Here is a 12,178-nt window from a genome sequence, read left to right on the forward strand (position 1 = left end):
ACAGCGACGCGCTCCGCGCGCTCGGACTCGGCGGCCTCGCCACGACCTTCGGGCGCGCGGCGTTGCTCACCGCCGCCGACCAGGGCGGCCGGGTCGTGCCAGGTGAAGACGTTCTCGCCGAACGGGACGCGCGGGCGGATCCAGACGAAGGCGTCGGTCGGACGATCACCGTCCTCGCGACCGCCGCGACGACCGCCACGGCGACCGCGACGACGGCGGCGGCGACGGTCATCGTCATCGTCGCCGAATTCCGCGCGGTCGTCGGCCTCGCCCTCGACCTCTTCCTCTTCGGATTCAACTTCGGCGTCGGCCTCGCGGTCATCGCGACGGCCGCGACCCCGGCCGCGATCACGGCGACCACGGCGGCCCTTGCGGTCGCCGCGATCGTCTTCGCGAGCCTGCTTGCGGCTCGAGGCGTCGTCGTCGTCGGTGTCTTCGCGTTCGAGGTCTTCCTCGTCCTCGTCCGGAATGATCTCGTCTTCTTCTTCCTCGTCCTCGTAGGCCGAGGCGTCGAAATCGTCGTCTTCCTCGACATAGGGCGCCGGCGCCACGGCGATGCGCTCGCCAAGCTCGGTGCGCTCGATCTCGCTGTCGCCGGCGTGCAGGCTGTCATCGACCACGACGGTGACGAACAGGCCGTGCGTCGTCAGCAGGCGCTGCAGATAGGCGCGCTTTTCGTTGAGGATATAGAGGCCGACCGCGCGCGAGACCTTCAGGATCACGCTGCCCGAGCCCTTCAGGGCCTCGACCTCGACGGCGCGCAGGGCGGCCAGGGCGCTGGACTCGACCGAGCGGACGCGACCGGTGCCCTCGCAGTGTTCGCAAACGTGGGTCGTGCCTTCCAGCACGCCGGTGCGGCGGCGCTGACGGCTGATCTCCATCAGGCCAAAGCCCGAGATCTTGCCCATCTGGATCCGGGCGCGGTCGTCCTTGAGCGCGTCCTTCAGGACCTTCTCGACCGTGCGGTTGTTCTTGCCTTCATCCATGTCGATGAAGTCGATGACGATCAGGCCGGCCAGATCGCGCAGGCGCAGCTGGCGGGCGGCTTCCTCGGCCGCCTCGATATTGGTCTTGAGGGCGGTGGCCTCGATGTTGCGCTCACGCGTGGCCTTGCCCGAGTTGACGTCGATGGCCACCAGGGCCTCGGTCTGGTTGATCACCAGATAGCCGCCCGAACGCAGCGGCACGACCGGCGAATAGATCTGGGCCAGGTGGTCCTCGATCTTGTTCTTGACGAACAGCGGGGTCGGGTCGCGGTAGTTGAAGACCTTCTTGGCCTGGCTCGGCATCAGCATGCGCATGAAGTCGCGCGCTTCCTTGTAGCCGGCGTCGCCTTCGACCCAGATACCCTCCAGGTCCTTGTCATACATGTCGCGGATGGCCCGCTTGACGAGGTCTTCCTCCTCGTAGATCAGCGCCGGCGCGATCGAGTGCAGCGTGTTTTCGCGGATGTTTTCCCACAGACGCAGCAGATATTCGTAATCGCGCTTGATCTCGGCCTTGGTGCGCTTGGCGCCCGCCGTGCGGACGATCAGGCCCATGCCTTGCGGCACCTCCAGGCTCTGGACCACGCTCTTCAGGCGCTTGCGGTCGGTAACCGCCGTGATCTTTCGGCTGATGCCGCCGCCACGCGCGGTGTTGGGCATGAGCACGCCGTAACGGCCGGCGAGGGAGAGGTACGTGGTCAGGGCCGCGCCCTTGTTGCCGCGCTCTTCCTTGACGACCTGGACCAGCATGATCTGCCGGCGGCGGATCACTTCCTGGATCTTGTACTTGCGCATCAGCCGGCGCTTGCGACGCGCCAGCTCTTCCTCGACGTCGTCTTCCTCGTCGTCGACCGCGTGATCGCCGCCGTTGACGTCGTCCTCATCATCGCTGCCCGAGGCGCGACGCGAGACCGGGATGTCGTCCTCGTCGTCGGCCGAGTCGTCGCGCATCAGCGCTTCACGGTCGGCGACCGGGATCTGGTAGTAGTCGGGGTGGATTTCGTTGAACGCCAGGAACCCGTGGCGATTGCCGCCATATTCGACGAACGCGGCCTGCAGGCTGGGTTCGACGCGGGTCACCTTGGCGAGGTAGATATTTCCACGGAGCTGTTTGCGGGTCTGGCTCTCGAAATCGAACTCTTCAACCCGGGTACCGTCCACGACGACCACACGCGTCTCTTCGGCGTGTGCTGCGTCGATCAGCATCTTCTTCGACATTAAGGAAGTCTCCACGGCGCGCGGCGGGCGCTAGGCCCGGGCGCCGATATGAATGAAGGGCGCGCGCGTCGCCGTCCGTCGCCCCGCCAGCGCGGTTGCGAAGGGTCGGATGCCAATGGCGGACGGGTGCGGCGCAGCCCATTGAGGTTTCGTTTTCCCTGGCCACGCCGTGGGGCGTGGTGGAGTTGTTTTGCCTGTCGCGCCGGAATGGCGCGGTCGGGATGGCGCGTCGTCGCCGGGAGGCGTTAGAGCTCGACGCGAGCCCCTCGACACGGCCTGGAGGGGCGTCCAGCCCGCTCCCGCGTCCGCGTCTCGAACACTATCTAGTCTGCCGCTTTCATGGCGAAAGGGTTCAGGACCACTTCGCCGCTCCAACGGACCGCGCGGTGTCGTGACGATCACGGCCTCCGAGCGCGGAGCGACTGTAGCAACATTGGCGCACAAAAGAAAAGCATTCGACGGAGCATCTCGACTTAACCCTTTCGCTACCGGGGCTGAACGATATTGACGTTCGGTTCACCAGTTCCGGCTACGCGGGCGGGGATGCGCAAGGCTCTTATCAATCTGGCTCGAATGGGATGGGTCCGCGCGGCGTTGATCGTCGGCGGGCTGACCCTGGCGGGCGTCGCGGTCGCGACCGCACAGGGGCCGGCGGCCCCGGCCGGGGTGCAGAAAGTTCGCTTCGGCGGCGACCGGAATGAGACGCGCATCGTCATCGACCTGGATCGCGCCGCGGCGGGCCGTCTGGTTTCGGACGGCGCCGACGGCCAGCGTCTGGTGATGACGTTGCCCAACGTCATCGTCTCCGGCGATCTGCAGGGGACGGGGCAGGGGCTGGTCAAACGCTGGGTCATCGACGAGGCGGCGGGCGGCGCTCGCCTTCGCCTGGAGCTGTCCGGCCGCGCCGAGGTGCGCCGTCGCTTCATGCTGCCGCCCGGAGACGGCGCGACAGCCTATCGGTATGTCATCGATCTTAAGGCCGTCGACGGCGCTCCCGTGGTGGCGGCCCCGCCGCGCCTGACGGTCGCTTCGGCGCCGGTCAAGATGACGCCGCTGCGCCTCAAGAAGGTCATCGTCATCGACGCCGGCCATGGCGGCAAGGACCCCGGTTCGCTGGGCGCGGACGTCTACGAAAAGGACGTCACCCTCGCCGCGGCCAAGGCCCTGAAGGCGCGCCTCGAGAAGACGGGTCGCTTTCAGGTGGTGCTGACCCGCGAAACCGACACGTTCGTGCCGCTGGAAGGCCGGGTGCAGATCGCGCGCCGCGCGGACGCCGATCTCTTTATTTCTCTGCACGCCGACTCGGGACCGGACGTGAACACCCGGGGCGCCTCGGTCTACACTCTGTCGGAGAAGGGCACGGATCGCGTCGGCCTGGTGCTGGACAAGAACGACTGGCTGACCAAGGCCAACATGCCGGGGCGCGATCGGGCCGTCAGCCAGATCCTGCTGGACCTGTCGCAGCGCGCCACCAAGAATCGCTCCGCCGCCTTCGCGCAGCTGCTGCTGGCCAAGGTCGGCGAGGAAACGACCCTGCTGCCGCGCAGCCACCGCGACGCCGGCTTCTTCGTGTTGCTGGCGCCCGACGTGCCCGCCGTTTTGCTGGAGATGGGTTTCATCACCAATCCCGACGACGAGCATTTCCTGACCTCGCGCCACGGCCGCGAGCGTCTGGTCGACGCCGTGGGCGATTCCATCGAGGCCTATTTCAACGCCGAACTTCGGAAGTCGTAAGCCTCACGGCTTTCCTGGCGCTTCCCCTTTGCGCTGTCGCGCTCTAATCACAGGATCGATCGTTCGCGTGGAGCCGAGCTCGACGCGACCACGACCCTGTTTACGGTTCGGCGGCAAGCGATCTAGTGAAGGGTGTAAGGCGGGCGCCGTGGCTCGTCCGACGGAGGTCGCGTGGATCTGAAACCCACCGAACGATGGATGGCCATCGCGGGCGTGGCCGTGCTGTCGGCCATCGCGGTCGCGGGCTTCGCGATCGCGATCTATGCGGCCTGGCTGTTCCACGACATGCCCGACGCCGGCGAGTTGCAGGACTATCGTCCGCCGACGGCGACGCGCGTCTATGCCTGGGACGGCACCCTGATCGGCGAATATTCCAAGGAACGCCGGATCTTCATTCCCTACGACCAGATCCCGCCGCAGCTGGCCCAAGCCTTCCTGGCGGCCGAAGATCGCAACTTCTTCCAGCACGGGGGCGTGGACGTCTCGGGTCTGTCCCGGGCCATGCTGAAGAATGTCGGCAACGCGCTGCGTGGGCGGCGCCTGGAGGGTGGTTCGACCATCACCCAGCAGGTCGCCAAGAACGTTCTGCTGACCAGCGACGCCACCGTCGGCCGCAAGTTCAAGGAAGCCATCCTGGCGCATCGCCTGGAGCAGTCGCTCACCAAGCAGCAGATCCTTGAGCTCTACCTAAACGAGATCTGGCTGGGCTATCGCTCGTTTGGCGTCGGCGCGGCCGCCTATAACTATTTCGGCAAGTCCTTGCCCGAGCTGACCCTGGCGCAGTGCGCCTATCTGGCGTCGCTGCCCAAGGGGCCTGACAACTATCATCCGATCCGCAACAAGGCCAAGGCGATCACCCGCCGCAACTGGGTGCTGGGGCAGATGGTCGAGCAGGGCTGGGTCTCCAAGGAGGACGCGGCCAAAGCCATGGCCGAGGATCTGGTCGTCCAGGCCGCGCCCAAGCGGGCCGCCTATCGCGACGCGGACTATTTCGTCGAGGAGGTGCGCCAGCGCGGCGTCGCCACCCTCGGCCCCCGCCTCAACGAGGGCGGCTACTACATGCGCACCACGCTGGACCCGCGCCTGCAGACAGCGGCGCGGATCTCGCTGATGGATGGTTTGGAGAAGTACGACCGCCGCCATGGCTGGCGCGGAGCCTGGGGGCACGTCGAGCCGACGGACCTTGCCTGGGAAAAGAGCGCGCTGGGCAAGGCGATCCCCTCCGAGCGGACTGGCTGGCGTCCGGCCCTGGTGACCTCGAACGACGGCCACGTGCGTCTCGTCCGCAAGGAGGGCGAGGGCCAGATCGTGGGCGAGGACATGGCCTGGGCCAAGGCCGGCAAGGGCCTGAAGGCGGGCGATCTGGTCTTCGTCGAGAAGTCGCCGAACGGCGGCTATCGCCTCCGGCAGATCCCGGCGGTCAATGGCGCGATGGTGGCGATGGAGCCCTATACAGGCCGGATCGTCGCCCTTGTTGGCGGCTACAGCTATTCTCTGTCCAACTTCAACCGCGCCACCCAGGCGATGCGTCAGCCCGGCTCGTCGTTCAAGCCGTTCGTCTACGCCACGGCCCTGGAGAACGGCTACACGCCCGCCAGCGTCGTCGTCGACAGCGCCATTACCCTGAAGGGGGCCAACGGCCAGGACTGGAGTCCGGAGAACTACCACAAGGAATTCTACGGCGCTCAGCCGCTGCGCCGAGGCCTGGAACTGTCGATCAACGCCATGACCGTGCGGCTGGCCCAAAGCATCGGCATGAAAAAGATCGTCGACATGGCTCAGCGCGCCGGCGTGGTGCGCAACATGGACCCGGTGCTGGCCATGGCGCTGGGGGCGGGCGAAACGACGCCGTTCAAGCTGACCGCCGCCTATGCCGCCTTCGTCAACGGTGGACGCCGCGTCGAGCCGCACCTGATCGAACTGGTCCAGGACCGCGAGGGCAAGGTGATCTTCCGCGCCGACAAGCGCGATTGCGAGCGCTGCGAAGCGGGCTTCAACGGCGATGAAAGTCCGCGCTTCGCCGCGCCGGGCGAGCAGATCATGGACCCGATCACGGCCTATCAGATCACCTCGATGCTGCAGGGCGTGGTCCAGCGCGGCACGGCCGCCGCCGTCAGCTCGCTGGGCCGTCCGCTGGCGGGCAAGACCGGCACGACCAACGAATATCGCAGCGCCTGGTTCGTCGGCTTCTCGCCGAATCTGGTGGTCGGCGTTTTCGTGGGCTTCGACGACAACCGCTCGCTGGGCGAGGCCGAGACCGGCGCCACCGACGCCGTGCCGGTGTTCATGGATTTCATGAGCGAGGCCTTGAAGGGTCAGCCGATCGTCGATTTCAAGCCGCCGAAGAACGCCAAGTTCGCTCTGGTGCGCGGCATCCGCGAGGCCTTCCGGCCTGGCACCGAGCCAAAGGTCGAGATCGCGCCGACGCCCGGTCCGATCCCGTACCAGCAGGAATTGCCGCCCGGCCTGCCGCCGGTTCCGCAGGCCGCGCCCCAGGCGGGCAAGCCGGCGCAAAAGGTCGATCCGCTCAGCGGCCTTTACTGACGCATTGCGTGGGAGAGCGACGCGCGTTAGAGCCTGCCGGGTTCGGATCGTTCGATCCGCGCCGGATCAGCGGGCTCGGGATTCAAAAGTCTAGAGCGCGCCCGAGCGGGGTGACCGCGCGCACTTAACCCTGGCGCGCTTGATCCCGCGCCCTTCAACACTGTCACGGAGTTACGTGATGCGACCGGATGTCGAGGCCGCCGCGGCCGACATCGAGCAGTCCGTGGGACTGCTCAGGAGGCGTCTTTGACTGGGACGTCGCTCTCCGCAAGCTCGATGAGCTGAACGCCCGGGTCGAGGACCCGACCCTTTGGGACCGTCCGTCCGAGGCCCAGGCCGTGTCGCGCGAGCGCGCCAACCTGGCCGCCAAGGTCGAGGCCGTGCAGTCGATCGAGCGCGACCTGAAGGACGCGCTCGACTATGCCGAGCTGGCTGACATGGAGTCCGACGAGGACTCGCTGAACGACGCCCGCGCGCAGCTCAAGGCCATCAAGGAGCGCGCCGGCCGCGCCGAGCTTGAGGCCCTGCTGTCCGGCGAGGCCGACGGCAACGACTGCTATATCGAAATCAATTCCGGGGCCGGCGGCACCGAGTCCTGCGACTGGGCGGGCATCCTGCTGCGCATGTACACGCGCTGGGCCAACGCCCATGGCATGACGACCGAGCTGATCGAAGAGACCGACGGCGACCAGGCCGGCATCAAGTCGGCGACCCTGCTGGTCAAGGGCCAGAACGCCTATGGCTGGCTGAAGACCGAGGCTGGCGTGCACCGCCTGGTGCGGATCAGCCCCTACGACAGCAGCGCCCGTCGCCACACCTCGTTCGCCTCGGCCTGGGTCTACCCCGTGGTCGACGACAATATCGAGATCGAGATCAACCCGTCCGACGTGCGGACCGACACCTATCGCGCCTCCGGCGCCGGTGGCCAGCACATCAACAAGACGGACTCGGCCGTCCGCCTGACCCACATCCCGACCGGCATCGCCGTGGCCTGTCAGGCGGGCCGCTCGCAGCACCAGAACCGCGAGGAAGCCTGGAAGATGCTGCGCGCACGCCTCTACGAGGCCGAACTTCAGAAGCGGGAAGCCGCCCAGCAAGCGCTGGAAGACACCAAGACCGATATCGGCTGGGGTCACCAGATCCGGAGCTACGTCCTGCAGCCCTACCAGATGGTCAAGGACCTGCGGACCAATGTCGAAACCTCCGACACGCAAGGCGTGCTGGACGGCGATCTCGACGCCTTCATGGGCGCTTCGTTGGCCCAACGCGTCGGGCATACCCGCGACGGGGGTGAAGCGTAGGCGCCGCTATGACCCCCGCCCTTTGATGGGCGGGGGAGGGCCGTGCACCGCGACGCCGCGGCGATTTAGCCGACGACCGGCTTGGCCTGGGCGATCGCCAGCGGCTCGGCTTGCGGGGGCGTCGGCGTCGGCTGGGCCTGGGGCGCGGGGCGCTGGAACTTCAGGCTGCGGCCCTGGAAGAAGGCGCCGGTTTCCATGGCCAGCTGTTCGTGGGTGATATCGCCGTCGACATAGGAGGTGCCGTAGAGGCGGACCTGCTTGGAGGTAATCGAGCCGACCACGCGCCCGCGCACTTCGACGACCTCGGCATAGACGCCGCCCTCGACATGTCCGGTCTCGCCGACGGTCAGCCGGCCGACGCGAACATCGCCCTTGACCACGCCGTCGATCTGCAGCTCGCCCTCGCCGGTGACGCCGCCCTCGATGGTCAGATCGGCCGAAAGCAGGCTGGCCACCTTCGGCGGCGCGCGGCGCTGGGAGTCGACCTGGGCCGCAGCCGTCGGAGCCGGCAGCGGCTCGATGCGAGCAGGGGTCTTGGACCCGGACTTAGCTTGCTTGCTGAACATACTCACCAGCCTTCAAGAAGCGGTTGGGGTTCTGAGCCTTGCCATTGACCCAGACTTCGTAGTGCAGATGCGGGCCGGTCGACCGTCCTGTCGAGCCCATGCCCCCCACGCGCGAACCGATCGCCACGTGTTCGCCCACATGCACCGAGATGGCGGCAAGGTGGGCGTAGCGGGTCTTGAAGCCGCCGCCATGGTCGATTTCGACCGTATTGCCGTAACCCGAGCGGACGCCGGTGAACGACACGACGCCCGGCGCCGTGGCCATGATCGGCGTGTAAAAGGCGCCCGGGAAGTCCAGGCCCGAATGGAAGGCCGGACGGTGCGTGAACGGGTCGAAGCGAACGCCGTAGCTGGACGACAGGGCCGGATTGTTGGTCGGGCGGTAGAACGGCAACCGCTTCGAGGCGGAGGTCAGCGAGCGCATGTCCGACATGTCGTTGGCGGCGTGCTGGATGCGGCCGGCGAAATCCTCGTCCACGTCCAGGACCGCGGCGAGAGCGCGCGGATCCTTGGCCTCGATCAGCGGGCCGCCCAGCGACGCCCCGCGACCGGTGAAGTTGCCCGCGTCCAGGCCGGCCATGCGCATGGCCAGGCGTAGGCGTTCGGCGCGGCTCTTGGCGAAGCTTTCCGCCGCGTCGACCAGGCGCTCCTGGTCCATGCGGGTGGCTTGGATGCGCTGAACCGGGCTGGCGGCCAGCAGGCGCGGCTTGGCGACCTTCAGGGCGTCGGCGGCGCCGGGCACGCCCTTGAAGTCGGAAACCAGCAGGGCCAGGGCCGCGTGGCGCTTCTCGACCGAGGCGGCCAGTTCTTCCAGCGAGCCATTGGTGGCCGACAGCTGGGCCACGGCGCTGTTCAGGCGCGCCTGCCTGTCGGCGTTCAGGCGCTCGTAATAGGCCCTCTGCTTGATCATCTGCTGGTCGGTGGAGCTGACCGCCAGGGCGTCCACCATCATCGAGGCGGTGCAGACGCCCATCCACAGCGCCGCGCCGGCGATCGCCGCGGCGCCCAGCAACTGCTTGTTGGTGGAAAAGACATATCCGCGCATTTCGCCGCCAGAGCGAATGTAGACATGCCGTTCAGGAAATAAACTTTCGAGAGATTGCCGCAGTCGCTTGAAGCGCTCAATCGCCATCGCCCGAGACCCCCGTTTCAGGTCCGGCGATATGCTACGATAAAGCGGAAACGCGCAAGACTGTTCGCGCCCGAAGTGAGCGCGAATCTGAAAAAGCAACTTTGCGCCCTAAGCCTTAACGTTTCCTAAGCGGCGAAGTCACGGCGAATGGTGACAATCACGCGAAATGGACACAGGTAGAGGCGCCGATACAACACATCGTGGACGTGGTCCGTTTCCCCACGCGGCGAAACTACTTGATCGCCTTGGCCGCGTTCATCACGGCCTTAATGTGGCCCGGGACCTTGACCTTCCGCCACACCTCGCGAATGACGCCTTCGCGGTCGATCAGGAAGGTCGAGCGGTCGACGCCCATGTACTTGCGGCCGTACATGGATTTCTCGACCCAGGCGCCATAGGCCTCGACGACGTCGCCGAGGGGATCGGCGGCCAGTTCGATGGTCAGGTCGTGCTTGGCGCGGAACTTGGCGTGAGAGGCGACGCTATCCTTGGAGACGCCGACGATCACCGCGCCCAGCTTCTGGAATTCCTCGACTTCCGACGAGAACTGCAACGCCTCGGATGTGCAGCCGGCCGTGTCGTCCTTGGGGTAGAAATAGAGGACGATGTTCTTGCCTTTCAGCACCGAGAGACTGACTCGGCCGGTATCGGTCGGCAGGTCGAAATCGGGAGCCTTGTCGCCGGGCTGCAGCATCGAACGCGTCCTTGATGTCCGTTAGGGAAACCATCGTCCCGGCCCTTGGCTACGCCAGGGCCGGAACGATAATCAACCCCATAACTAAACGGGCTTCACCAAGACGATCTTCTTCTTGCCGGCGGCCAGCTTGACGACCCCTTCGACGAGGTCGGCCGGGGTGATCAGGCGGTTGGCGTCGGCCTCGGCCTTGTCATTGACCTTCAGGCCGCCCCCTTGGGCCAGGCGACGGGCCTCGCCGCGCGAGCCGGCCAAGCCGGCGTCGGCGAACAGGGCGGCCAGCACGATCCCAGCCTCAAGATCGGCGGCTGGCACCTCGAAGGTCGGCAGGTCGGCCGACAGGGCCCCTTGCTCGAAGGCCTTCTCGGCGGCGTCGCGCGCCTTGCGAGCCTCTTCCTCGCCGTGAGCCATGCGGGTGGCCTCGTCGGCCAGCACCTTCTTGGCTTCGTTGATCTGGGCGCCTTCCAGGGCTTCCAGCTCGGCGATGCGCTCCAGCGGCAGGTCGGTGAACAGCTTCAGGAAGCGGCCGACGTCGGCGTCCTCGGTGTTGCGCCAGAACTGCCAGTAGTCGTAGGGGCTCAGCTGCTCGGCGTTCAGCCACACCGCGCCGGCCGCCGTCTTGCCCATCTTGGCGCCCGAGGCGGTGGCCAGCAGAGGCGTCGTCAGGCCGAAGGCGCTCTTCTGGTCGACGCGGCGGGTCAACTCGACGCCGTTCAGGATGTTGCCCCACTGGTCCGACCCGCCCATCTGCAGCACGCAGCCGTGCGCCCGGTTCAGCTCCAGGAAGTCCACCGCCTGCATCAGCATGTAATTGAACTCGAGGAACGTCATCGGCTGCTCGCGTTCCAGGCGCAGCTTGACCGAGTCGAAGGCCAGCATCCGGTTGACGGTGAAGTGCACGCCGTATTCCCGCAGGAACTGGACGTAGCCGAACTTCGACAGCCAGGCGTCGTTGTCGACCATGATGGCGTCGGTCGGCCCGTCGCCGAAGGTCAGGAACTTGGCGAAGACCTGTTTGATGCCGGCGATGTTGGCCTGGATGTCGGCGTCGCTCAGCAGCTTGCGGCTTTCGTCCTTGCCGGTCGGATCGCCGACCTTGGTCGTGCCGCCGCCCATTAGAACGATCGGCTTGTGGCCAGCCTGCTGCAGGCGGCGCAGCAGCATGATCTGGATCAGAGAGCCGACATGCAGCGACGGGGCGGTGGCGTCGAAGCCGATGTAGGCGGTGACGATTCCGGCCGAGGCCGCAGCGTCCAGTTCCTCCGGATGGGTGATCTGGTGGATGTAGCCGCGCGCCTCCAGGGTTCGCAGGAACTCCGACTTGAAGGGCGAGGCGGCTGACATGGTTCGACTCTCTGTTTTGAATGGCGGGCCGTCTAACACGGCGGCGTCGGCTTGTGAGGATTTCATTTCACGACTCCGGGGAGGGCCGGAGCGCATGATCGACTGTTGAGAGAGCGACCCCGGCGAGGCGGGGGCTAAGCGACGTGTCTGGTCGGCCTCCCGCTATGGCAGCGGGCGGTAATACGGACGGGCCAGGACGCGCGGGTCGATCATGGGGCCTAGCTACCGTTGGCGGAGCATGGCAGTCAACGGCTCATGCGTATCCTTGGATTTATGACCGGCACCTCGCTCGACGCCGTCGACATGGCTGTGCTGGAGACCGACGGCCAAGACATCCAGGCCTTCGGCCCAGCCGGCGAGCGGAAGCTGCGCGAGGAGACGCGCGATCTCCTGCTGAAGACCACCGACATCGCCCGCGCCTGGCCGCGCGGCGCGCCGGAGCCGGCGATCTTCGACGCGGCGCGCAAGGCCGTCGCCGACGAGCACTTCCATGCCGCCAGCGATTTCCTCCGGGAACACGGCCTGACCTGGGACGCCTTTGATCTGCTGGGCGTGCACGGTCAGACGGTGCTGCACGAGCGGCCATCGGCCCAGCGCCCGGGGCGCACGGTCCAGCTTTTGGACGCTCAGCGCCTGGCCCAGGCGACGGGACGACCGGT

The 12,178-nt window shown here is 66.7% G+C and carries 11 protein-coding genes; 4 read left to right on the top strand and 7 right to left on the bottom strand.

Annotation, left to right across the window (positions count from 1 at the left end):
• Positions 1-2,204, bottom strand: a 2,204-nt coding sequence (locus FCU40_RS20940) for a ribonuclease E/G (RefSeq protein WP_168077597.1), incomplete at its 3' end; no start/stop codon positions are given.
• On the bottom strand, positions 2,128-2,346 hold the full coding sequence (locus tag FCU40_RS20945; protein ID WP_081612842.1) for a hypothetical protein: 219 nt from the start codon (positions 2,344-2,346) through the stop codon (positions 2,128-2,130). The genes FCU40_RS20940 and FCU40_RS20945, both read right to left, overlap by 77 nt.
• 401 nt (positions 2,347-2,747) lie before the next feature.
• On the opposite strand from FCU40_RS20945, the gene FCU40_RS20950 reads away from it, so the two are divergent.
• From FCU40_RS20950 to prfB, 3 genes are all read left to right on the top strand, one after another.
• Positions 2,748-3,938, top strand: a complete 1,191-nt coding sequence (locus FCU40_RS20950) for an N-acetylmuramoyl-L-alanine amidase (RefSeq protein ID WP_168077598.1) — start codon at positions 2,748-2,750, stop codon at positions 3,936-3,938.
• 171 nt (positions 3,939-4,109) lie between these two features.
• Positions 4,110-6,482: a penicillin-binding protein 1A gene (locus FCU40_RS20955; RefSeq protein WP_168077599.1), complete on the top strand. Its 2,373-nt coding sequence runs from the start codon at positions 4,110-4,112 to the stop codon at positions 6,480-6,482.
• Positions 6,483-6,660: 178 nt separating this feature from the next.
• Positions 6,661-7,783, top strand: a protein-coding gene (prfB, locus tag FCU40_RS20960) for a peptide chain release factor 2 (RefSeq protein ID WP_106404321.1) whose coding sequence is annotated in 2 segments (ribosomal slippage) — positions 6,661-6,729 and positions 6,731-7,783 — 1,122 coding nt in all. Because the reading frame shifts where the segments join, the coding sequence is not laid out codon by codon here.
• 65 nt (positions 7,784-7,848) lie between these two features.
• On the opposite strand, the gene FCU40_RS20965 is transcribed toward prfB, so the two are convergent.
• From FCU40_RS20965 to FCU40_RS20985, 5 genes are all read right to left on the bottom strand, one after another.
• Positions 7,849-8,349, bottom strand: coding sequence for a polymer-forming cytoskeletal protein (locus FCU40_RS20965; protein ID WP_168077600.1), 501 nt, complete (start codon positions 8,347-8,349; stop codon positions 7,849-7,851).
• The gene (locus FCU40_RS20970; protein WP_168077601.1) at positions 8,330-9,481 is read right to left on the bottom strand and encodes a peptidoglycan DD-metalloendopeptidase family protein; all 1,152 of its coding nucleotides are present in this window, start codon (positions 9,479-9,481) and stop codon (positions 8,330-8,332) included. The genes FCU40_RS20965 and FCU40_RS20970 overlap by 20 nt, the downstream gene beginning before the upstream one ends.
• Positions 9,482-9,713: 232 nt before the next feature.
• Complete coding sequence (locus tag FCU40_RS20975) at positions 9,714-10,175, bottom strand: peroxiredoxin (protein WP_168077602.1); 462 nt, start codon at positions 10,173-10,175, stop codon at positions 9,714-9,716.
• 84 nt (positions 10,176-10,259) lie between these two features.
• The gene (gene tyrS / locus FCU40_RS20980) at positions 10,260-11,585 is read right to left on the bottom strand and encodes a tyrosine--tRNA ligase (protein WP_175582099.1); all 1,326 of its coding nucleotides are present in this window, start codon (positions 11,583-11,585) and stop codon (positions 10,260-10,262) included.
• Between the two features lie 96 nt (positions 11,586-11,681).
• A complete protein-coding gene (locus FCU40_RS20985) occupies positions 11,682-11,732 on the bottom strand; it encodes a hypothetical protein (RefSeq protein ID WP_106404327.1) in 51 nt (16 codons plus the stop codon).
• A gap of 60 nt (positions 11,733-11,792) precedes the next feature.
• Here FCU40_RS20985 and FCU40_RS20990 point away from each other — a divergent pair.
• Positions 11,793-12,178: anhydro-N-acetylmuramic acid kinase (locus FCU40_RS20990; protein ID WP_241693673.1), on the top strand; the 386-nt coding region annotated here is incomplete at its 3' end.

The organism is Caulobacter sp. SSI4214, from assembly GCF_012184455.1.
GTDB classification, from domain to species: Bacteria; Pseudomonadota; Alphaproteobacteria; order Caulobacterales; family Caulobacteraceae; genus Caulobacter; species Caulobacter vibrioides_E.